Source organism: Bradyrhizobium japonicum USDA 6 (assembly GCF_000284375.1).
Taxonomy (GTDB): Bacteria; Pseudomonadota; Alphaproteobacteria; order Rhizobiales; family Xanthobacteraceae; genus Bradyrhizobium; species Bradyrhizobium japonicum.
The window spans coordinates 3,684,728-3,704,391 of record NC_017249.1 but is presented as its reverse complement, the minus strand read 5'-3'; the positions used below and the strand labels follow the sequence as shown (position 1 = coordinate 3,704,391).

23 protein-coding genes and 1 pseudogene are annotated in these 19,664 nt (G+C 61.5%); 3 read left to right on the top strand and 21 right to left on the bottom strand.

Features of this window, described 5'->3' with window-relative positions:
• Positions 1-30: 30 nt before the first annotated feature.
• The 5 genes from BJ6T_RS17335 to BJ6T_RS17315 form a co-directional block, all read right to left on the bottom strand.
• On the bottom strand, positions 31-798 hold the full coding sequence (locus BJ6T_RS17335) for an ABC transporter permease (RefSeq protein WP_014493748.1): 768 nt from the start codon (positions 796-798) through the stop codon (positions 31-33).
• A complete protein-coding gene (locus BJ6T_RS17330) occupies positions 795-1,580 on the bottom strand; it encodes an ABC transporter permease (RefSeq protein ID WP_014493747.1) in 786 nt (261 codons plus the stop codon). The genes BJ6T_RS17335 and BJ6T_RS17330 overlap by 4 nt, the downstream gene beginning before the upstream one ends.
• A complete protein-coding gene (locus BJ6T_RS17325) occupies positions 1,577-2,422 on the bottom strand; it encodes an ABC transporter ATP-binding protein (protein ID WP_039227764.1) in 846 nt (281 codons plus the stop codon). Before BJ6T_RS17325 ends, BJ6T_RS17330 begins: the two co-directional genes overlap by 4 nt.
• A 124-nt stretch (positions 2,423-2,546) precedes the next feature.
• Complete coding sequence (gene ilvD, locus BJ6T_RS17320) at positions 2,547-4,241, bottom strand: dihydroxy-acid dehydratase (RefSeq protein WP_014493745.1); 1,695 nt, start codon at positions 4,239-4,241, stop codon at positions 2,547-2,549.
• 67 nt (positions 4,242-4,308) lie between these two features.
• Positions 4,309-5,292, bottom strand: a complete 984-nt coding sequence (locus tag BJ6T_RS17315) for an ABC transporter substrate-binding protein (RefSeq protein ID WP_014493744.1) — start codon at positions 5,290-5,292, stop codon at positions 4,309-4,311.
• A gap of 167 nt (positions 5,293-5,459) precedes the next feature.
• Between BJ6T_RS17315 and BJ6T_RS17310 the strand changes: the two genes are divergently transcribed.
• A complete protein-coding gene (locus BJ6T_RS17310; protein WP_014493743.1) occupies positions 5,460-6,386 on the top strand; it encodes an NAD(P)-dependent oxidoreductase in 927 nt (308 codons plus the stop codon).
• A gap of 6 nt (positions 6,387-6,392) precedes the next feature.
• On the opposite strand, the gene BJ6T_RS17305 is transcribed toward BJ6T_RS17310, so the two are convergent.
• The 9 genes from BJ6T_RS17305 to BJ6T_RS17270 all read right to left on the bottom strand — a co-directional run bounded on the left by BJ6T_RS17305 (position 6,393) and on the right by BJ6T_RS17270 (position 12,155).
• A complete protein-coding gene (locus BJ6T_RS17305) occupies positions 6,393-6,956 on the bottom strand; it encodes a flavin reductase family protein (RefSeq protein WP_014493742.1) in 564 nt (187 codons plus the stop codon).
• 9 nt (positions 6,957-6,965) lie between these two features.
• The gene (locus BJ6T_RS17300) at positions 6,966-8,171 is read right to left on the bottom strand and encodes an acyl-CoA dehydrogenase family protein (RefSeq protein WP_014493741.1); all 1,206 of its coding nucleotides are present in this window, start codon (positions 8,169-8,171) and stop codon (positions 6,966-6,968) included.
• 209 nt (positions 8,172-8,380) lie between these two features.
• Positions 8,381-9,655 (bottom strand): CaiB/BaiF CoA transferase family protein, encoded by a 1,275-nt coding sequence (locus tag BJ6T_RS17295; protein WP_014493740.1) that lies wholly within the window; start codon positions 9,653-9,655, stop codon positions 8,381-8,383.
• A gap of 236 nt (positions 9,656-9,891) precedes the next feature.
• Positions 9,892-10,320 carry a GNAT family N-acetyltransferase gene (locus BJ6T_RS17290; RefSeq protein WP_014493739.1) on the bottom strand — a complete coding sequence of 143 codons (429 nt, stop codon included), beginning with the start codon at positions 10,318-10,320 and terminating at the stop codon, positions 9,892-9,894.
• A gap of 63 nt (positions 10,321-10,383) precedes the next feature.
• Entirely contained in the window at positions 10,384-10,683 is a 300-nt protein-coding gene (locus BJ6T_RS17285; protein ID WP_014493738.1) for a hypothetical protein, read from the bottom strand.
• The gene (locus BJ6T_RS17280) at positions 10,680-11,063 is read right to left on the bottom strand and encodes a hypothetical protein (RefSeq protein WP_014493737.1); all 384 of its coding nucleotides are present in this window, start codon (positions 11,061-11,063) and stop codon (positions 10,680-10,682) included. The genes BJ6T_RS17285 and BJ6T_RS17280 overlap by 4 nt, the downstream gene beginning before the upstream one ends.
• Positions 11,054-11,305, bottom strand: a complete 252-nt coding sequence (locus BJ6T_RS17275) for a hypothetical protein (RefSeq protein ID WP_014493736.1) — start codon at positions 11,303-11,305, stop codon at positions 11,054-11,056. Before BJ6T_RS17275 ends, BJ6T_RS17280 begins: the two co-directional genes overlap by 10 nt.
• A complete protein-coding gene (locus BJ6T_RS47265; protein ID WP_167541698.1) occupies positions 11,305-11,466 on the bottom strand; it encodes a hypothetical protein in 162 nt (53 codons plus the stop codon). Before BJ6T_RS47265 ends, BJ6T_RS17275 begins: the two co-directional genes overlap by 1 nt.
• Positions 11,467-11,468: 2 nt before the next feature.
• The gene (locus BJ6T_RS17270) at positions 11,469-12,155 is read right to left on the bottom strand and encodes a hypothetical protein (RefSeq protein WP_014493734.1); all 687 of its coding nucleotides are present in this window, start codon (positions 12,153-12,155) and stop codon (positions 11,469-11,471) included.
• Positions 12,156-12,195: 40 nt separating this feature from the next.
• On the opposite strand from BJ6T_RS17270, the gene BJ6T_RS17265 reads away from it, so the two are divergent.
• Positions 12,196-12,921: an FkbM family methyltransferase gene (locus BJ6T_RS17265; RefSeq protein WP_225894836.1), complete on the top strand. Its 726-nt coding sequence runs from the start codon at positions 12,196-12,198 to the stop codon at positions 12,919-12,921.
• Here the strand turns inward: BJ6T_RS17265 and BJ6T_RS17260 are convergent.
• The 7 genes and pseudogenes from BJ6T_RS17260 to BJ6T_RS17230 form a co-directional block, all read right to left on the bottom strand.
• Positions 12,918-13,799: a phage tail protein gene (locus tag BJ6T_RS17260; protein ID WP_240537980.1), complete on the bottom strand. Its 882-nt coding sequence runs from the start codon at positions 13,797-13,799 to the stop codon at positions 12,918-12,920. The two genes, BJ6T_RS17265 and BJ6T_RS17260, sit on opposite strands and share 4 nt — an antisense overlap.
• 184 nt (positions 13,800-13,983) lie before the next feature.
• Positions 13,984-14,199, bottom strand: a complete 216-nt coding sequence (locus tag BJ6T_RS17255) for a hypothetical protein (protein WP_014493731.1) — start codon at positions 14,197-14,199, stop codon at positions 13,984-13,986.
• Positions 14,171-14,659 carry a hypothetical protein gene (locus tag BJ6T_RS17250; RefSeq protein WP_014493730.1) on the bottom strand — a complete coding sequence of 163 codons (489 nt, stop codon included), beginning with the start codon at positions 14,657-14,659 and terminating at the stop codon, positions 14,171-14,173. The genes BJ6T_RS17255 and BJ6T_RS17250 overlap by 29 nt, the downstream gene beginning before the upstream one ends.
• Positions 14,660-14,992: 333 nt before the next feature.
• Positions 14,993-15,517: a hypothetical protein gene (locus BJ6T_RS45715; protein WP_141379067.1), complete on the bottom strand. Its 525-nt coding sequence runs from the start codon at positions 15,515-15,517 to the stop codon at positions 14,993-14,995.
• A 122-nt stretch (positions 15,518-15,639) separates the two neighbouring features.
• Entirely contained in the window at positions 15,640-16,089 is a 450-nt protein-coding gene (locus BJ6T_RS17240; protein ID WP_014493728.1) for a hypothetical protein, read from the bottom strand.
• A 300-nt stretch (positions 16,090-16,389) separates the two neighbouring features.
• Positions 16,390-16,704: pseudogene (locus BJ6T_RS49670) on the bottom strand (phage terminase large subunit); the annotation flags it as partial.
• Positions 16,705-17,044: 340 nt separating this feature from the next.
• Entirely contained in the window at positions 17,045-17,371 is a 327-nt protein-coding gene (locus BJ6T_RS17230; protein WP_043900382.1) for a hypothetical protein, read from the bottom strand.
• A 677-nt stretch (positions 17,372-18,048) separates the two neighbouring features.
• Here BJ6T_RS17230 and BJ6T_RS17225 point away from each other — a divergent pair.
• Positions 18,049-19,578, top strand: coding sequence for an FAD-dependent monooxygenase (locus tag BJ6T_RS17225; RefSeq protein ID WP_014493725.1), 1,530 nt, complete (start codon positions 18,049-18,051; stop codon positions 19,576-19,578).
• Positions 19,579-19,664 lie beyond the last annotated feature (86 nt).

Below are 19,664 nucleotides of genomic sequence, written 5' to 3'. Positions count from 1 at the left end.
CCGGTCTTCTGGTTCTTCTGTTCAGTCAGATCACGCTTCGGGGAAGCCCCGCAAGAGATACGATCGCACGGCACCCAGCAAGCCGTTCAGGATCAACCCTAGCAGCGAAATCGTGATCAGCGGTACGAACATGTCGACGGCCTGAAAGGTCCGGGCCGCCGTCACCAGCACGTGCCCCAACCCGTCCGTCGACGTGATCATCTCGGCCAGAAACACCACGATGCAGGAAATGACAAGGCCGATCCGGCAGCCGGTCAGGATCGAGGGCATCGCGGCCGGCAAGACCACCTTGAACAAGATTTCATAGCGCGGCGTTCCCGCTGCCATCGCCGACCAGATCAGCTTCTGCTCGACGGCTGATGCGCCGTAATAGGTGGACAGCAGAATGGGAAAGAGTGCGTCCGCCGCCACCAGCGTGATCTTCGATCCGTGGCCGAAGCCGAGCAGAAGCAGCAGCGCCGGATAGAGTGCGACTTTAGGCAACGGCGCCAATACGCGCACGATTGGCCGGACCACGGCATTGATCGCTGGATTGGCGGCCGCAGCGATGCCGATACCTACGCCGAGCACGACCGCAATCGCAAAGCCGGCAAACAGCCGGATCAGGGTCGCTGCGATCTCCTGTTGAAACGTCCACGTCACGAGTTGCTGGAGCAACCTGCTGAAGACGTATCCCGGCGGCGGCAGCAAGACCGCAGGCGCAAAGCCGAACGATACGAGGCCTTGCCAAACCGCGATCACCAGCACGATTGGCGCGAGCCCGAGAACGACGTTTGCTGAGGGAAGACGCGATGTCATGAGAAGCTCAGCGGCATGTCGAATTGAGGCTCGGACCAGCGCACCAACCGTGCGCGGACCCGCTCGAAAATCGCATCGAGGCAAATTCCCATCGCCCCCACGATGATGATCATCGCGAAGACGGTGTCGTATTGGCCCATGTCCAGCGCATTGAACAGAATGTTGCCGGCGCCGGACTGGCGAGCGATCATCTCGCTGGTGATCATCGTGATCAACGCCAGCACGAGACCGGTGCGACATCCGGTCAGGATCTCCGGCAGCGCTGCCGGCAGCACGATCCGCACCAGCCGTTGCAGCGGCGAAAGTCCCATCGCGGCGCCCGACCACAACATCTTCTCTTCGACGGCCTGGGCGCCCTCAAAGCTGTGATAGATCACGGGAAGGCTGACGCCGAGGAAGATCACCAGCGTCTTCGTGATGTCGCCGACGCCCAGCCAAAGCATGATGATCGGCATCAGCGCCGCTTTCGGCACCGGATAGATCACCATCAGAAGCGGGTTGAAGAAGGCCGCGACGGCGCGGCTACGCCCCATCATCAGACCCAGCGGGATCGAAACGAGCACCGCTACACCGAACCCGATCGCCATGCGACGAAGCGAGGCCAGGATGTTGATCAGCGACTCCTTGTCGCCAAGGATGTCCGGGATCGCGCGGATCGCCTCGATCGCTGTCGGAAAGCTGTCATTCTTCAGCAAGAGCGACGCGACCTGCCAGACTGCCAGCAGCCCGATGCAAGCGAACACCGGGGCGGCACGTCTGGCGGCGGCAGCCAGCGGTGTCATGACGGCGATCCAGTCTCGTCGACCTCGTCGAACATGCGCTCGATGTCGACGACGTATTTCTGGTAGCGCGGATCGAGCAACAGCTCGTTGCGGCGACGCGGCCGAGGCAGATCGATGTCGATCACCTGCCGAATGCGGCCGGGAGATTTCGACATCATCACGACCTTGTCCGACAGGAAGACGGCCTCGTCGACCGAATGGGTCACGAACAGCACCGTCTTGCGGTCACGCTCCCAGATGTTCAGGAGATCATTCTGGAGGCGTGTACGGGTGTGCGCGTCGAGCGCGCCGAACGGCTCGTCCATCAGCAGAACTTCAGGATGGTAAGCCAATGTCCGGGCCAGCGCGACGCGCTGCTTCATGCCACCCGAGAGCTCCTTGGGATAAAAGTTCTCATAGCCTTTGAGGCCGACCATCTCGATCAAGGCCCGGCTCTGTGCTCCGGCCTCGGTGGCAGGCACACCTTGCTGGCGCGGGCCATACATCACATTGCCCAGCACCGTCTTCCAGGGAAACAGAGCGAACTCTTGAAACACTGGTCCGCGATCCGGACCTGGGCCCGTGATCGTCTGTCCCTTCATTCTCGCCACGCCGCTGGTCGGACTGACGAAGCCGCCGACGACATAAAGAAGTGTCGACTTGCCGCAGCCGGACGGACCAAGGATGGAGACGAAGGCCCCTTCCTCGATCGTCAGCGAGATGTCCGATAGCGCCAAATGATCCTTACGCGCCGAGGTCTGAAAAACCTGGGAGACGCGGTCGATCTCGATGATCGCAGAAGCCGGCCTTTGTAACGTCACCGGATTCACCCATTCGCTCGATCTCGAAGGCACTACCCTCATCCCGTCTCTCGCTTGACTCACGCGCGAACGTCACGCAACCGATCCGCTGATGTCCTCCATCAGCTGAGCGAGCTTAGCAAGAAACTTGCCAGACAGGCGGTCATTCTCGCACGGGCGCGGCGCGTCATTCGAACCAAGGCCATTCTGCAGGGCCCTCATGTGTCACGGCTCCGCCCGGCGCCTGTCCGACCAACCGCGCATACTTTGCGAGCGCACCTGCACGGTGACGGGGCGGCCTCGGCTTCCAATCGCGTCGGCGCGCCTTGAGTTCCTGCTCGTCGACCAGCATATCCATCCGCCGGTTTGCGGCATCGATCCGGATCCTGTCGCCGTCGTGAACAAGCGCCAACGGACCGCCGACGAACGCTTCGGGGGACACGTAGCCGATGCACATGCCGCGAGTAGCGCCGGAGAACCGTCCATCGGTGATCAGGGCCACCTTCTCGCCCATACCCTGGCCGTAGATCAGCGCGGTAACGCCGAGCATCTCGCGCATGCCCGGGCCGCCGACTGGCCCTTCATTGCGGATCACCAGCACCTCGCCCGCCGTGTAGGTGCGGTCACGGACGGCTTTGACACATGCCTCCTCATTTTCGAAGACGCGCGCAACGCCCTCGAAGTGCTGACTCTTCAAACCCGCGACCTTGATCACCGCGCCGTCTGGACAGAGATTGCCCTTCAGAACCGCCACGCCACCATCAGGCATGATCGGTGCACGAGACGCGTAAACAACCTCACCATCGGGAGCGTTGGCCGCGCCATATTCCTCGGCGAGCGTGCGCCCGGTGACGGACAAGCAGCTCCCATCGATGTGCCCGCTCTGGATCAACTCGCGGATCACGACGGCCGCGCCGCCGATGTCGTAGACATCCTTCGCGGTGTACTTGCCGCCCGGTCGCAAGTTTCCGATCAGCGGTGTCCTTGCAAAGATCTCGCCGACGTCGTCGATCGTGAATGCGATCCCGGCCTCATTCGCGATCGCCGGCAGATGCAGCGCGGCGTTGGTCGAGCCGCCGGTGGCGGCAACAATCGCCGCTCCGTTCTCGAGGGATTTCCGAGTCACGAGGTCGCGCGGCAGCGGGCCGCCACGTTCCAGCATCTCCATCACCAGTCGCCCGGCGCGGCGCGAGATCTGTGCACGTTCGGCATAGACACCGGGCACCATCGAGACGTTGGGAATGGTCAGCCCCATCGTCTCCGACACCATCCCCATCGTATTCGCGGTAAACTGGCCGGCGCACGCGCCAATGGTCGGCAGGCAGGCGCGCTCGATCCGCTCGAGCGTGGCGCCGTCGATCTCTCCGGTCATGAAGCTGCCGACAGCTTCATAGGAGTCGAGCACCGTGAGAGTCCGCCCGTCCACCCGGCCAGGCAGCGAGCTGCCGCCGTAGATGAAAATAGACGGTACGTTGCAACGAACCATGCCCATCATCACGCCGGGAAGCGTCTTGTCGCATCCGCCGTACCCGATCAGCGCGTCATAGGCGAGACCATGAACGACGGCCTCGATCGAATCGGCAATCAGCTCGCGCGAAAAGAGAGAAAACTTCATTCCCTCGTGATTCATGCTGATGCCGTCGGAGACCGACACGGTGGAGAATTCGCGCGGCGTGCCGCCCGCCTCCTCGATTCCCGTCTTGGCCGCGGCCACCTGGAAGTCGTGGGTCATATTGCAGGGCGTCTGCTCGCCCTTCATGCTGACGACGCCCACCATCGGCTTGGCGATCGCGGCGTCGTCGAGCCCCATTGCGCGCATGAAAGCGCGGTGCGGGGCCCGGTCGAGGCCGTCAGTCGTGACCCGTGATCGCAACTTCTTCATGCGTGCATCTTCTTCATGCAACGTCCGGGACGCCGCCCCCCCCTCGTTCGGACAATTCGCCCGTCGCCTATTCCAGCGGCGCGACGATCGTCGCGTGCTTGAACTGCGTGGCATCCAGCTTCGGCAGCATTCCGGTCTCCGCGTAGATGTCCAGCATCTTCTGGATCGCGGGGAAGTTCGGCGCCGCACCCGGATCGCGGCCGAAATCGTTGTCCTTGAGCAGATAGGTCTCGAGCACCGGAATAGGCGCCTTCAGAACCTCATTCACGACCTTTAGCGTCTCTTCGCGGTTGGCCAGCGCTTTCTTCATACCTGAGGTAATGTCACGCACGTAGGCCTTCACCAAGTCGGGGTTCTTGTCGACGAAATCGGCGCGGCAGGCTTCCAGGATGTGCACGATGTTCGGCATCGCCTGCGACAACGAGAACAGCTTTCTTGTGCCACCCTTCGCCTCCGCACGTGCGGCAAACGGCTGGTTCATGTTGACCGCGTCGACACGGCCCTGGCGCAGCGCATCTTCGGAGACGGCAAAACCGACCTCGACCAGCTTGATGTCCTTGGCCGGATCGACGCCATTCTGCTTGAGCAACAAGTTGAAGGGGCCTTGTGTGCCGCCGCCGATCACGGAAATGCCGACCGTCTTGCCTTTGAGATCGGCGATCGTCTTGATCGGCGAGTCATCCATCACCGCCCAATAGACCGAGAAACCGCCGGGCTTCTCGAAGACGTGCTGCGCCACGATGTAGGCCTTGAGATTGCCGCCGACCACACCGTTGGCCAGCGACAGCGGCGCTTGCGTTGCGCAATCCAGCGCGCCGGCCGCCAATGCCTGCGTCATCGGCGCGGTGCCCTGAAATTGGGTCCATTCGATATTGTAAGCCTTGCCGATATTGGGAAACTCAGCCGGCCTGCGCATCATCCAGTACTTGGATTCTTCGGCCGGGATGGTCCAGCCGACGCGAATGGTCTGCTGTGCCCATGACGGGCCCGCCCCCGCGCTCAAAGCCGCCGCCGCTCCCAAAGCCAGGATCCACTTCGACACGGTTCGCATCATGCCCACTCCGCTGCTCCGGCGCCGACCGGCGCCACCCAACCCGACTGGCGCAAATGTTTCATGGTTCAAACAATCAGGCAAGCCATGCGAGCCGGACGGTTTCGCTGTCCGACCTGCAATGTATGGTAAGGCGGCGTTTGCGCTGCGACAGAAGGAGGCAACCTATGGCTGATGCGACCAAGACAAACCCGCACGGCGTCGAGAGGCTCGGCTATCTCGGCCTTGGACTGATGGGAACGCCGATGACCCGGCGCCTGCTCAAAGCCGGCCATCAGGTCGCTGTCTGGAATCGTTCGGAGGGCAAGGTCGCTCCGCTCGTCGCGGCCGGCGCCAGGCGCGCAACCACACCCCGCGACATGTTGGCGAACGCGGATATCGTCTTCATGTGCGTGACCGATGCCGCCGCCGTCGAAGAGGTGATCTTCGGACCCGAGGGTCTTGCAGCGGCTTCCGGCGCAGGCAAGCTCGTCGTCGACTTCTCGTCAATCCATCCCGACGCCGCGCGCGATCTTGCAGCGCGGCTGAAAGACGCGAATGGCGCGGGCTGGATAGATGCGCCGGTGTCCGGCGGCACCAAGGGCGCAGAGGAAGGCACGCTCGCCATCATGGCCGGCGGAGAAGCTGCTGACATTGAGCGGGCACGGCCCTATGTGCTGCACATGGCACGCAGGTTCACCCACATGGGCCCGATCGGGGCTGGCCAAACCACAAAGCTCTGCAACCAGGTGATCGTCGGATGCGCGATGGCCGTTCTGGCGGAAGCAACGCGCCTTGCCTCGAATGCAGGGATTGACGCAGGCCGGCTGCCCGAGGCGCTCGCCGGCGGCTTTGCGGATTCCATCCCGCTTCAGCTCTTCGTGCCGCGCATGGTCCAGGGCATCCACTCGCCGCCGCTTGGCCATATCGCGACAATGCTCAAGGATCTCGACACGGTCGCCGATGTCGCCCAGGCGACGTCAACGCCCGTGCCGATGGCGACCCTCGCGGGACAGATATTCAGGCTGGCCAAGGCTGCACGCGGTGCCGACGCGGACGCTTTGGAAATCTACAAGCTCTCGGCCACAGACCGCCGAGCCGACGAGCGTCCTTGAATCGCCTTATGGCGACTTCTTGCGTTCATCATCAGCCAGGAACCGGCCATACCCCCCGCGCGCAAACAGCAGGGGCTCCTTGGCGCTGTAGGCATAGGCCTCGACCGCTCCGAGAAAAATCACGTGGTCACCGCCATAATAGCGATTGACCGATCGGCATTGAAAGTTGGCGACACTCTCGGCAAGGACCGGCGCGTTCCCGAGGCCCGGGGTCCAGTCGACCCCGGCGAACTTGTCCTCGGACGATTTTGCAAATTTGTTCGCAAGCGTTTGCTGCGACGTGCCGAGTATGTGAACGGCGAAATGGCTGGCGTTCTGAAACACGGGGAGGCTTGAGGAATAGAATCCGAGGCTCCACAGGACCAGAGGGGGATTCAGAGAGACTGACGCGAACGAATTGCAGGTGATACCATAGGGCTTTCCATCAGCGGCCATGGCCGTGATGATCGTTACGCCCGTTCCGTATGTGCCAAGCGCGTTGCGAAAATCACGAGGATCGATCGGCGAGCTGTCGCTGGCGAGCTCATTGGCTGGATCGGAAATGGCCGGCTGCTTCGGCAGATCATTCATCGGCCGGCCTCACAGCGTGAGATTCTCGGACGGCAGGCCCAGAGCCACCCGTCCGTAATTGGTTCCGGCCGCATCGAAGTTGAACGCAAGATGCGAGTTTATCGCGTGCGCATCGCGGAACTGCCGCTGCAACACGCCCGTCGTGAACAGACCGCGCGCTCCGCTCGCCGCAAACAGCATCGAGACCGCGTCGGTGCACAGATTCACCGAAAATGCGCCATCGCGACGATATCTGGTCTTGGTCGCCATATCAGGAATACGACCGCGCCTCGCATCTTCCATTGCATTGACGCAGGCCGAACGCATGATCAGGCGCGCAGCGTCGATCTTGGCCGAAGCCTCCGCGATCTTGATCTGCGTGCTTTGAAAGTCGCTCAGCTTGGCACGGTTGTAGGTCGAGATGCGATGACGCGCGACCTCCGCATAATCGTCGAGGCATACTTGAGCATTCCCCAGCGCGACGCCGGAGAGGACGTAGGGAAACAGCGAGAACACAGGTAGCGCATAGAGCGGATTGGGATTGACCTTGCTTCCCGGCGTCGGGCCGCCGGCAAGATCGCCAACCGCGACCGTCATAAAGTCCGGCACGAAAGCGTCCCTGACTTCGACGTCGCAGGACCCCGTCCCGCGCAGGCCCGCGACATTCCAGGTGTCCAACACCTTGTAATCGCCCTTCGGCAGCAGAAAGATTCGATACTCGATGCCGTCCGCCTCGTCGTCGGAGTAAACGACGCTTGCGAGCATGTTCCACTCGCAGGAGGCAACGCCGGAGGAAAACGGCCAGCTGCCGTGCAACCGGTAGCCGCCCTCGACCCTCGTGGCGCGTCCGGCAGGAAAAATGAAAGAGGACGCAATCAACGCGTCCGGATCGCGGTCCCAGACCAAATCCTGCGCCTTTTGCGCGAACATGCCGAGCATCCAATGGTGGCTTGCCAGGTTAGCGAGATTCCACGCCACTGACGCATCCGCCATTCCCAGCAGTTCGGCGCAGTCGACGAGAGCGACATAGTCAAGCTCGGCACCGCCGATGCGCTTCGGCTGCAGCATGCGGAAGAGGCCGGCGTCGTGGAGATCCTTCTCGGTTTCCGTCGGAAGATGCCGCAGTTCCTCCGTGCGGGCAGCCCGCTCTCGCAGCCGCGGCACGAGCGCCCGGGTCCTCGCGATCATTGCCGCATAGGCGCGTCCACCGGCTTCCTGCCCCGTCGGCTGGCCCATGCTCGGCTCTTGACCAGGCGCCATTCGAGTCCCTCGCTTTCACATAGTTATGCGGCGGGAACTTCGCCAAATCAAGCTGGGCAGGGTTAACGTTGCGTGGTCGCCCTGCACCCCGGCTGTTCGCAGGAATGCGATGTCGCGTATACCGTCTTCTCAAAGCAGCTTTCCGCAAGCTTTGCGATGCCTGGCGGCTCCGTGGAGCTGACCGCTCAGGCTTGGCCTGAGGTCGATGGTTTGCCTGATCCAAAGACGCCCTTCTGATTGAACTCCGAAATCCGACGCTCGTCGTAACCGAGCGTATCACGCAGGACGTCTTCGGTATGCTCGCCTAACAGGGGCGCAGCGACGGGATCAATCGCTCCCGTCAGGCTCATATTGATCGGAGGTTCGATATTGGGGACCCACTCTGCCGTACGGTGCGGAATCCTGTTCAGGCGATGGCGCTCGCGGGCCTCGGGAGCATTGAACCCCTCCTCGACCGTTCGAAGATAGCCAACCGGGATATTGGCCAGCTTCATCTTCGCCATCCAATTCTCGAGGGTATCGCTCGCAAAGACCTCTGCGATGGCTGCCCGCAGGAGTTCCTTGTTCTCAGAGCGCGCTTTGCGCGACGCGAACTGCGGATCGGTGATCAAATCGGGCCGGTTCAGCACCTCGACCACCAGCCGGCGATAGAGCCGGTCATTGGCGCAGGCCATGTAAAGCGGCCCATCGGAAGCTTCATAGACGCCGACAGTGGGCGACCCGCTCGGCGAATTGCCGAACCGGCCGGGGTTTTCGCCGTTGATCAGATAGGCCATGCCGTAGAAGCCGGTCATGCCCATGGCGACGTCGAACAGGGCGACCTCGACATGCTGACCACGGCCGAGCCGATCGCGCGCCAATAGCGCCAGCAAGATGGCGTTGCAGGCGGACATCCCCGTCGCCATGTCCACGATCGGCGGGCCGGTACGAACCGCAGGCCCATCGGCAAACCCATTGAGCGACATGAAACCGCTTTCCGCCTGCGTGATGGGATCGAAGCCGGGGCGTGAAGCGAACGGTCCGGTGCGCCCGTAAGCGGAAATCGAGCAATAGACCAGCCGCGGGTTGAGCGGCGCGACCGCCTCGTAGTCGAGGCCGAATTTCCTCATGACCCCGCTCGAAAAATTCTCCACGACCACATCCGCCTTCCGGATCAGGTCCAGTGCGATCTCGCGAGCCTGCGGCACGGTTAGGTCGAGCGCGATACCGCGCTTGTTGCGGTTCAGACTCAGATAAGCGGCGCTTTCGCCGCCGATTTCGGCGTGCTCATAGGCGCGCGTATCGTCGCCGCCATCCGGATTCTCGATCTTGATGACGCGTGCACCGAAATCGGCAAGTGTCTGTGTGCAGGCCGGCCCCGCCACGACGCGCGTGAAATCGACGACCAAGAGACCGTCGAGCGCGGTAGGCGCGCCCGTCGCCCGCGACGAACGTTCCGGCAATTGAGGCTTGGTGGGCATCGACGGCGCTCCCTTACATCGGCTTATGGGTGCCGAATTTCCTGCAAGAGCAAACTTAAAGCCCGGCGCCGCCAACTTCGCAAGTACTTCACCCGCATCGCTTCAATACGCAAAAAGGGCCCGGCAGCCATCAAGCTGCCGGGCCCTCGAACATTTTGGGCGTACGAGTCACACTGTGTCTCGCATTGACCATCCTACGCCGAGAAAAGCACGTTCCGCATCACGGGAAACCCCTCTCAGCGAAGCCACTTCCGCCAATAAAGCGTGTGCGCCCAGGCCCAGGGCACCTCTGGCTCGAAGAGCCGATAGCCCGCCTGGATGAAGTTATTCGCAGAGACCGGGTTGTCTGTCGTATCGGACACAATGGCATCCCATCCGACACGCCGCCCCCTCGCCTCGATCACACGCATCAGCCTGCGCTGGAGTCCCCGCCCCCAATGCCGCTGCAACACGCCGACCCTGGAGAAGTAGCCGCCGTTTCGAACGTGCGTCGACGGTATGACGCCGGCAAATGCGACCGCCTCACCGCCATGATAGGCAAGCCACCACGCTCCCAACTCGAATTGCGGCATGGCCGCCGCATCGAAGAACGTCGACCGATGCAGATCGGCCAACGTGTCAAGGATGTCGTCATCGGACGCTTCGACGATACGAATTTTGTACATGAGACGGCCCGTTTGCGGGAAATTGCGTGAGTCAAGGTGCAGCGATGTTGCCGCCGTAGCGGCTCACTTGCCCAGTACGACCTTGACGCCTAGCCAAACGGCGCCCATCAGTCCCGTCGCGATCACCGTGATAACGGCCTTGAAGGTGTAGCTCTGCGCCTGCTCCACGCTCTTTCGCCACCTCCGCAGGTGCTGGAAATCGGCCCTTAGCTCCTTCCGGTCGTCATCTTCGATTCCGAAGGACGCCAGCACCGATGCGACCGCCTTCAAAACGATCGCATCGACACTCTCCTGTTGCAGCCTGTGTTGCTCGGCCAGTGTCTCGGCCACGATCGCCCTGATTTCATCCTCTGGCATCTTCACCGCTTGATGATCCTTGCAACATTCTCGAATCCGCGCTTGGCGAAATAGAAAGAGACCACGAGATTGGCGGTGATCGCCGCAAATCCCGCCAGGGCATCTGTAGTACCGAGGCCGAGAACCTTGTCCCAGACAAGGAGCTTCGCGAAATAGACCGTCACGCAATAGCCAATCAACTTATCCGGCTCGTACCAATAACCGAGCTCCGCGATTCTATATTCCATGACGGCCTTGGTTTCCGCCGTCTGCGACGCGATCTCGCTCGCCGCAAGATCAGCCGCGATCCTGGTGTCAACATTCTCAGCCTTCAGCTTCGCGCTGTAAGCATCGATCAGCGCCTTGACGACAGGGCCGCCGAGAAATGAGATGATCGTCATCCACATTGATCTATCCTCCGAAGGGTTCGCAGACGTGCGACGATCGTCACGATGGAGATCACCAGCATGATGCGCCCCGTCGTCTTGACGTCGCCAATGGCCGAGCTGATTTGATCCTTGACGCCGGGATCGCCCAGGGCATCGGCGAGGTCGTCGATGATTGATGCCAGAGCACCGGTGAACGCGATGCAATAGCTCCAGGCAATGGTCATGGAGTGCAGACAGACCGCCTTGATTTTTGCGAGCATCACGGTTTCGCCCGCAGTGCCGCAAGCTTGACCTCAAGCGACGCGATCAGGGCTTCGGTGCCGGTCACGAGCCGAACAATCGGATCTTTGCAAAACCAGCAGGCGGCAAAGCCGGCGCCGAAAAATATGATGAAGAATATGATATCGAGCATCGTTCTCATGTTCATTTCCTTCCAAAAACTGCTCTGACCAGGTTGACCACGAATGCACCGATCGAGCCCCTCGACGGATTCGTCAGTGAGGGCTCCGCTGAATCACTCGCCGCTGCGCTCTTTGCGATCTTTGCTCCCGCAAAACTGATGTCGGGATCGAGCTCCATCAGCGCGATGATGAGCGCCGCACATCCCAGTTGCGGATCGACCTTGCCTGGATCGTAGACGCCATCCCGCACATACTTGCCGGTACGGTACTGGTCAGTGCCGGACCAGACGTATGGCGAAGGCACGCCGCGGGCGGCGTAACCGATGCCGTTGTAAGTCTCGAGCGCCGTCAGCGCGGCCGCAATCGACCAATCCCTGTGACGCGCGAGGAACGGCGGGCACTTGACGAGCGCGTCGATGGCCGCGTCCTCCCACGATTCGAATGGGCCTCGTCCCGCCGGCACGTGAACCGACACGCGGTTCCAGGGATCGCCCTGAGCCGGGGAAGCTCGCCAGTCCTGGGAGGATTCCCGCTCGTGAATGACCGCAATGACTGGCCAGGGGACACCGGTTTCCCGTGCGACAGCCCGATAGCGCTGCCTGGCCTTGTAGAGACGCAAGGCAACATTGCCGGATTCGGCTTTCCGGGTCGGCTTCGCATGCGCCCAGCGCTTCGCATTCGCCGCAGAAAGGGCGTTCAGGTCTACCATGGGTTGACTCGGTTGGGGGGTGTAGTAGTAGCCTCAAGTCATGCTCGAGGATGTCCATTTTTTCGTTCGATGCCTGCGCTACAGGCTGAGAACCGAGAGTTTGCAGCTCAAGGCTCTTCTGCGCTTGCGGCTGACCGGCGCCACAGTTCTAGACATTGGGGCGAACAAAGGGATTTACTCGTATTGGCTGGCCAAAGCTGTTGGACCCCACGGTCGCGTGCTCGCAATCGAACCTCAGCCGGAGATGGCGGAGTATATTCGTCAGCGTCGCCTCGGACCAAATGTCGAGATTGTCAATCTTGCTTTGTCTGACGCCGAGGGCGTCTCTCAACTGTCCAGAAAGCGCCCCGGGGATGGGAGTGCCTCGCTCTCCAGAAACATCGGCGGGTCAATACCCGTTAAGCTCGCGAAGCTAGATGATATCGGACCAATCTCGAATTTGAAGTTCATCAAGTGCGACGTAGAAGGGCATGAACTAAAAGTTTTCCGCGGCGGAGAACATCTGATCCGTAAATTTTCTCCGGTTATCCAGTTCGAAAGTACGCCCGGAGAAATTACTCCGTTGCTAGAGTTCTTCAGTAGTCTCGGCTATTCGGGCATCATGTTTCTTGGAAAGACTTACGCGCAGATAAAAGATATCTCGACAATTCCTCATCCTAAATTTGGATTGAGTGGACATCGAGATTTTATCTTTTTTCCAAAGGAAGCTATCGGATCGATCATCCCGCAAGATCACGACGTGATGCGATGGCATAAAGATCGCTAAATAATCCGCAACAACTTATTGGCGATGATCGTCGGTTGTGTATTGTTATGAGCATTGCCGCTGCCCGTTGCGACATTGTTGATCGTGACCCCGGTGGTAGCCGATCCTGTATTTTGCGAGGAATACGTAGCAAAGGGCGTATTGCCGCCCGACGCCGGCTTCTGCTCACCGTACTCCGCTCGCTGATACGAGTGCACGTGTCCTGGATCAGTCAACGTGTTCGGGTGCGTATGTGAGGCCAGTTGCGCTGTCGTTAGCGTATGACTTTCCGAGCCACCCGTCGCACCAAGATTGGTTGCCGTGCCGCCAAAATAAGACGACGTCAGGCGGCTAGCCGCAGAACCACCCATATCATCCTTGCCGGCAACGATCCGCCCGCGAAGATCAGGAACGTTAAAGGTAGTGGAACCGTCACCGGTGCCGTATGTCGTGCCGAACATCGAGAATAGTGTCGAATAGGCCGTCCGAGAGATTGCTTGACCGTAAGCGAGGGCAAATGAACTGTTTGGGGCTGTTGCGCCGAAGAAGTCGATGCAGGAGCCGATAGGAACATTGTAAGGATCGTTGAAGAAGCCAGCCAAATAGAATGCGGCATCGCTATTGTTGTAGAGAGCCGCATACGGCGTACCCTGGATGATCGTTCCGGGCGGCAGTTCGATCGAGGGAGCAGACCGAAGCGGCCTAGCACCAAGACCATCGACGTTGATGGTCACGGCCGCTCCATTGGTAGCATGCGGCGTGAACGCGACAAGCTGGCCGTTCAACTGCGAAAGCGACTGAAACACCTGATAGGTACTGACCACGTAGGCTGTGCTGGTTCCGCTCGTGACGATCATTCCAGCCGTGTCATCGCGGTACTTGGCAATCGCCGCCATCATCCCGCGCGCCGAGTCGTTGACGCTGGAGGGGTTTGCCCCTCCGCCCAGTTGATTGTCGGATCTGCTGTGGCGTCGGCGGAGGCCAGTTGGGACCATTTGTAGAGAGTCATCCTGTATCCTTGATTGAAGAGGCGGCTTCCTGAGCCACCGTCGCGTATTTGGAGAGAATCTGAACTACCAGCCGTCAGTCCGGCGTCTTCGCCTCTGTGCCGCACAGCTCGATATACTGCGCGCACCGGCAGGACGGCGCCCGGGCCGTCAGGAGGTTGCGGATCACGCCCGCGGGGACGCCGGGGCTCCCGCTGGCGATCCTGGCCACGCGCTGATCGATAATGCCGTCGATTTCAGCGCGCAGCTCTTCGATCCGATCCTCAAGCCTTGTCGTGCGATGCTGTTTCATTGCCACTGGCCTTTTCGTCCTTCGTTTGAGCCTCGAACGCCGCCAGCTTCTGGCGAGCGGATGCAGCCTCGTTCTGCGCGCGCCGGAGCGCGCGTTCCCGCTGGGTTTCGTGCGACAAAAGATAGAGCTGGATGTCGTAGGGTAGCGCCTCGAACCGTTGCCTGAATGAGCCCGGCCAGGATCGAGGCGGCGATATGGCCGCAACCGTGCTCATCGCGCCTGCCGCCGGACCACCCAGGGTCGGATCGGCCAGGCCGAGTGCTACGTGCATCCGCGATATGTCCTGAACGGCCGGCCAGAGTCCGCTCATGCCAAGCGACGCGCAGTCGGTCACAAAACGCGCGACCGACGCAGGCGTGGCCGGGCACGCGGTCGCGCCGTTCAGCTCGCACCATTTGACGAACATCGGCGCATCGCGCAGCCGTGCCTGTGCAAGCGCCGCTAGCAGTGGATGGGTCATCGCTTGGCTTTGCGCAACGCCTCATGAAGACTGCCCATGCGCCGGCGCAGATCGACAAGCTGAACGCGCCTTCGCAAGTTGTGAGGGCTCGAATCGATCTCGCCCCCAATTCGGCATCGAACTTCTCGAGTGCCGCCACGCGCTTCTTCAATCCATAGAGCGCAAAGTTCTCCACAATCCGCTCCGGCGACATGGGTTTGCCGTAGAGATGTCCGGTTATGGAATCGGCGCGTTCGATGAAATTCCTGTCGTCTTCGCTCATGGTGCGCTTTCCTGTCGTAAATCCAGTTCAGATGGCTGGTCGGTACCCCGAGAGGATCGAAAGAGCCGTTCCTAGAACGGGAAGAATATTGGCGGCGCGATGCGCTGCTCTGGCTTGCTCGTCCCGCTGCCCTTAGCGATTCCAGCGCCCGACGAAACCGGCCATTCCCGCCGCGGCTGGGGAAGAGTCTCCATTGGCGGAGCAAACGGATTTGGATAGACGTACAGCTCGTTCCTGTCTCGGGTGGTCGGCGACAGTGCCGGCGGCAGTTCGATCGGATCGGACGGCCCTGCCCCCTCGATTCGGGTCCGAAAGTTTTTGGCATGTCCGCGGAGATGCCTGATCACGTCTCCAAGGATATCGGCTGGATCGTTGACACGTCCTTGCAAGCTCGTGAACGATCTAATGTAGCCGTCAAGATCTTCGGCGCGAGCCTGCCAATCCTTCTGGACCCCATCCGGATAGTAGGACTGGTCTCCTTCCAGGAGATCGGCCAACTGCTTGCGAACGATATCGTAGACACGCGGGCGATCCGCCTCCGCGATCGTCGTCTCGGGATTCAGGGGAGGCAGATACTGTCGCTCGATGGTGGCCATCATGAGTTCCTGTGGAAGCATGCCGATCCGGTCCCGCGATCAACCAAGGATCGCGGGAGAATTCGGCTGACGAATAAGGGCGATGAGGACGGGCTAGCGGCGTTCTCGAACGCCGAACTATTTCAAGTCTGAAAATTGGAGATACAGAAGCCCCAAGGGGGATTTTGAACGTATTCGTTTCTCTTGCGAGCGTGCCCTTCGTAGATGTACAGGCGAAGCAATGATTGGGTAAGCTCGCTCTCAGCCTGGCGATCGCCGCCCGAAAAATAGCAACAACCTGCGCTACGGCTACGACCGCCGTCCGCATAGACGACCACCTTACGGCGCCCGGAACGCTTGACGCTCAACGATATCGTCAGATCCGACTTCGTCAGCTCTATCGTGCAATGCCTGTCATACTGGCACTCTTTCGTGGTCCCCTCTTCATTGAGCGAGCTCGTTGCACCGGCGGAGACATCCTCCCGCGTCGTGCCGTCGAAGGCATAGGAAACAGTGTAATCACCGGCAAACGCATCAACCGATAGAAGGCCTGTCGCGACAATCATGAGAGGCAAAATGCGGCTGAACAGCATGGGCATCCTATCCTTTTTGCACAAGGTCGCTATTTGGAGCCAAACGAAGCACATCAGGTGTCTGATCGGTTAAGGTTTCCTGGCACGCTTCCCTCACCGGCCACCCGCCTTCTTCGCCTGGTAGAGTGCGACCGCATCCTTGAGATCACCAGTGCTCGAAAGGCGCGCGCTCAGCGTTCGCAGATCATGCCGATCCCGTTCATCCCGACTCGCCGCCATGCCCGGTCTCTGTACCGGCGGCATCGGCCTGGCCGCGACGGCATCCCGCGCCTTCATCATCAACCTGTATTTGCCGGCATCGTCCTGAAGTCCACGAAAGATGATCAAACCGTCTGCGGGCGTCTCGATCTTGTCGCTGAAGAGCTTGAAGCCGTGACCAAGACCGAGACTTGCGATCTTGCCCTCGATCAAGCGCTTCGAGGATTGCGCCAGCGTCCGCTGCGCCTCGCGGATGCAAATCGCGAGCGTGCCGCGTTCGGCCTGGCAGGTTTCGACGAGGAGCTCGCCGAAGAAATGCGATTTACCCGAGCCCCGCCCACCATAAACGCCCTTGTAACGGGCGGGTTTCAATAGCGGCTCGAAGATTTTCGCCGTCGGAATTTTCAGGATGGACAATGGATGCGCTCGCCCTAGTGCAGACCGCTGCGCCTGCGCCACATCGCGGACCAGTCTTCGTTGTCGGGTGTGTCGGGCTGTCCCTGCGGAGCTTGATTGAAACCAGCAAGGACGCCGCCGCAAGCCGTAGGCCACGATCCGTCAGCGCGCCTATGCCGGGCAACGCCGGACCAGCAAGCAGACCAAGGACTGACGAAAGCATGACCGAGACGAAAAACCCGCAACCGATTGCTCGGCGCGGGCTGAACCAACTCGTCTTTGATGATGCCATTCTGCCAGTGTTTTGCCCGACGTGTCAAACGGCAAGTCCAACCGAATTCCAGATCGATCTTTCCACGGCTCAGGCGTCACGCCCGGCATCCCCATCGCCCAAGCTTCCCGGATACACAATGATGCGTTCGATCCGGTGAATCAGTTCCAGCGCTCCGTCTTCGCCGTTCTCGATCGGCTGCGCCGCCTTGCCCCAGCCGCGATCGAGGATCGCATTCGCTGCTGAGACGCGCGCTGCCGGCGTCGCATCGTCGCTGCGCATGATGCCGACGAGCACCCTGAGCGCAGTTCTGGTGTGGCTTCGCGCAAGCGAGCGAATTTCGGTCAAGGTGCGTGCGCTGGACGTCCTCCGTCGCGCCGGCGGGCGGATCGGCTCGCTCGCGAGCTCGCCTTCTATCTCCTCGTTCAAGAAAACGTCTCCCACAGCACGATTGCAACCAGGCCGGCGAGCGCGAGCGATATCAGATAGGCGGTCATCGTCTCTCCACGAAAAAGAAAATGCGCGGCAGATCGCGTGACGAAGCCGCGATCGTTTCGGGCGCGAACCCTATCTCCGTGTCTCCGGAGACCGCAGCGGCGCGAGCAACAGGCCCGGCGCCGCGGGCCGGCACGTTCGCGCGCGCACGGCCAGAAATGGTACGGACGGCGGCGCGCCGATCGGCGCCCCTTGAACGTGGTCTAGCGAGTGCGTGGCCGGATGCGCGGCCACCGTCCGATCTCGAAGTCGAGACGAAAAAACCCGCGGCGGATGCTTCCGGCGCGGGTGAACCAAACTCGTCTCGATGATGTCATTCTGCCGGTGTTTTGCCCGACGTGTCAAACCTTGTGTTGAGTGAGATCGTCGTCACACGACGCAGAAACAAAAAAGCCCGCTCGCGCGGGCCGAACCAAACGTCTTTCGATGATGCCATTCTGCCAGTGTTTTGCCCGACGTGTCAACGCAGCGAATACAGAAGGAGGAGCCCTTCCTCCCAGCTTGATATGTGGTGCGCAAAGGGCTTGCTTCAAGCCCCCGCCCTGCCGTAGAACCCCCGACCCAATGAACATCCAAAGCGGCAACGCGAGGGAGTCCACATGCCTGTATTGCTTCTGTCGTCCCGGCCGCGCGGCCGTTCCGAGCGGGCCGGTGCCAGCTGCGCGAGCCACCATGCCGTGGTGATCGCCGGCGGCGGCCCGACCGGCTTGATGCTGGCCGCCGAGCTGGCGCTCGCGGATGTCGACGTCGCCGTGGTCGAGCGGCGCGCGGATCAGGAGCTCGTCGGCACGCGAGCCGGCGGATTGCACGCGCGGACCATCGAGATCCTCGATCAGCGCGGCATCGCGGAGCGCTTCCTGCGCGAAGGGCAAGTCACCCAGCTCGCGGGCTTCGCCTGGACCAGGCTCGACATCGGCGATCTCCCCACCCGGCACGCTTATGGCCTCGCGCTGCGGCAGCGCCACATCGAGCGCATCCTGGCCGACTGGGTCGAGGAGCTCGCGGTACCGATCTATCGAAACTCCGAGGTGACAGGCTTCGTTCAGGACGCGACCGGCATCGACGTTGCGCTCTCCGGCGGCAAGGCATTGCGCGCAAGCTATCTCGTCGGCTGCGACGGCGGTCGCAGCCTGGTGCGCAAGAGGGCCGGCATCGATTTCGCCGGCTCCGATCCGACGCTCAGCAATCTCATGGCCGAAGTCGAGATGCGCGACGAGCCGGCATGGGGTCTCCGCCACGACGCCATCGGCTTTCATGGCCTCAGCAAGGCGGAGAGCGGTCGCGTGCTGGTCGTCGTGACGGAAGCGACGCTCGACCGCACCGGCGAACCCGGCTTGCGCGATCTCAGCGATGCGCTCGTCGCCGTGTACGGCACCGACTTCGGGATCCAAAATCCCGCCTGGATCTCCCGCTTCACCGATGCGGCGCGGCAGGCCGTGTCCTATCGCCGGGAGCGCGTGCTGCTCGCCGGCGATGCCGCGCATATCCATCACTCCGTCGGCGGGCAAGGCCTCAACACCGGCGTGCAGGACGCGGTCAATCTCGGCTGGAAGCTGGCGCAGGTGGTCAGGGGCATTTCGCCCGACGGCCTGCTCGACACCTACCACACTGAGCGTCATCCCGTGGCCGCGCGCGTCTTGCGCAACACCATGGCGCAGATCGCCATGCTCCGCCGCGGCGAGGCCGGCCTCAAGGCCGCGCGCGATGTGGTGTCCGACCTGCTCGCCATGGACGAGCCGCGCAAACGCTTCGGCGCGATGATGAGCGGGCTCGATATCCGCTACGATCTCGGCGAAGGACACGAACTGCTCGGGCGCCGGATGCCCGATCTCGACCTCACGGTCGATGGCTGCCCCCGAAAACTCTTCGCGCTTCTGCACAGCGCACAGGCTGTGTTGCTCAATTTCGGCAAGCCCGGCAGCGTCAACATCGCGCCCTGGGCAGATCGCATCGGAACAGTCGACGCCGACTACAACGGCGCATGGGAGCTTCCGGCCATCGGACAGGTCACCGCCCCCGAAGCCGTGCTCGTGCGGCCCGACGGGCATGTGGCGTGGGTCGGAGATGAGAGCCAGCGCGGACTTGCGGATGCGCTGACGACCTGGTTTGGACCGCCGGCTGCTGTGTAGCGCGCGCGCGTCAGAGACGCCATCCAAACAAAGCCCGCGGGATTCCGCGGGCTTGATCCGAACTCATCTCGATGATGCCATTCTGC

What these genes read in the sequence shown, in the direction of transcription:
- BJ6T_RS17335 (WP_014493748.1), bottom strand. Translation starts at nt 798, where the DNA reads ATGACATCGCGTCTTCCCTCAGCAAACGTCGTTCTCGGGCTCGCGCCA.
- BJ6T_RS17330 (WP_014493747.1), bottom strand. Translation starts at nt 1,580, where the DNA reads ATGACACCGCTGGCTGCCGCCGCCAGACGTGCCGCCCCGGTGTTCGCT.
- BJ6T_RS17325 (WP_039227764.1), bottom strand. Translation starts at nt 2,422, where the DNA reads ATGAGGGTAGTGCCTTCGAGATCGAGCGAATGGGTGAATCCGGTGACG.
- ilvD (WP_014493745.1), bottom strand. Translation starts at nt 4,241, where the DNA reads ATGAAGAAGTTGCGATCACGGGTCACGACTGACGGCCTCGACCGGGCC.
- BJ6T_RS17315 (WP_014493744.1), bottom strand. Translation starts at nt 5,292, where the DNA reads ATGCGAACCGTGTCGAAGTGGATCCTGGCTTTGGGAGCGGCGGCGGCT.
- BJ6T_RS17310 (WP_014493743.1), top strand. Translation starts at nt 5,460, where the DNA reads ATGGCTGATGCGACCAAGACAAACCCGCACGGCGTCGAGAGGCTCGGC.
- BJ6T_RS17305 (WP_014493742.1), bottom strand. Translation starts at nt 6,956, where the DNA reads ATGAATGATCTGCCGAAGCAGCCGGCCATTTCCGATCCAGCCAATGAG.
- BJ6T_RS17300 (WP_014493741.1), bottom strand. Translation starts at nt 8,171, where the DNA reads ATGGGCCAGCCGACGGGGCAGGAAGCCGGTGGACGCGCCTATGCGGCA.
- BJ6T_RS17295 (WP_014493740.1), bottom strand. Translation starts at nt 9,655, where the DNA reads ATGCCCACCAAGCCTCAATTGCCGGAACGTTCGTCGCGGGCGACGGGC.
- BJ6T_RS17290 (WP_014493739.1), bottom strand. Translation starts at nt 10,320, where the DNA reads ATGTACAAAATTCGTATCGTCGAAGCGTCCGATGACGACATCCTTGAC.
- BJ6T_RS17280 (WP_014493737.1), bottom strand. Translation starts at nt 11,063, where the DNA reads ATGTGGATGACGATCATCTCATTTCTCGGCGGCCCTGTCGTCAAGGCG.
- BJ6T_RS17275 (WP_014493736.1), bottom strand. Translation starts at nt 11,305, where the DNA reads ATGCTCGCAAAAATCAAGGCGGTCTGTCTGCACTCCATGACCATTGCC.
- BJ6T_RS47265 (WP_167541698.1), bottom strand. Translation starts at nt 11,466, where the DNA reads ATGAGAACGATGCTCGATATCATATTCTTCATCATATTTTTCGGCGCC.
- BJ6T_RS17270 (WP_014493734.1), bottom strand. Translation starts at nt 12,155, where the DNA reads ATGGTAGACCTGAACGCCCTTTCTGCGGCGAATGCGAAGCGCTGGGCG.
- BJ6T_RS17265 (WP_225894836.1), top strand. Translation starts at nt 12,196, where the DNA reads ATGCTCGAGGATGTCCATTTTTTCGTTCGATGCCTGCGCTACAGGCTG.
- BJ6T_RS17260 (WP_240537980.1), bottom strand. Translation starts at nt 13,799, where the DNA reads ATGATGGCGGCGATTGCCAAGTACCGCGATGACACGGCTGGAATGATC.
- BJ6T_RS17255 (WP_014493731.1), bottom strand. Translation starts at nt 14,199, where the DNA reads ATGAAACAGCATCGCACGACAAGGCTTGAGGATCGGATCGAAGAGCTG.
- BJ6T_RS17250 (WP_014493730.1), bottom strand. Translation starts at nt 14,659, where the DNA reads ATGACCCATCCACTGCTAGCGGCGCTTGCACAGGCACGGCTGCGCGAT.
- BJ6T_RS45715 (WP_141379067.1), bottom strand. Translation starts at nt 15,517, where the DNA reads ATGGCCACCATCGAGCGACAGTATCTGCCTCCCCTGAATCCCGAGACG.
- BJ6T_RS17240 (WP_014493728.1), bottom strand. Translation starts at nt 16,089, where the DNA reads ATGCTGTTCAGCCGCATTTTGCCTCTCATGATTGTCGCGACAGGCCTT.
- BJ6T_RS17225 (WP_014493725.1), top strand. Translation starts at nt 18,049, where the DNA reads ATGCCTGTATTGCTTCTGTCGTCCCGGCCGCGCGGCCGTTCCGAGCGG.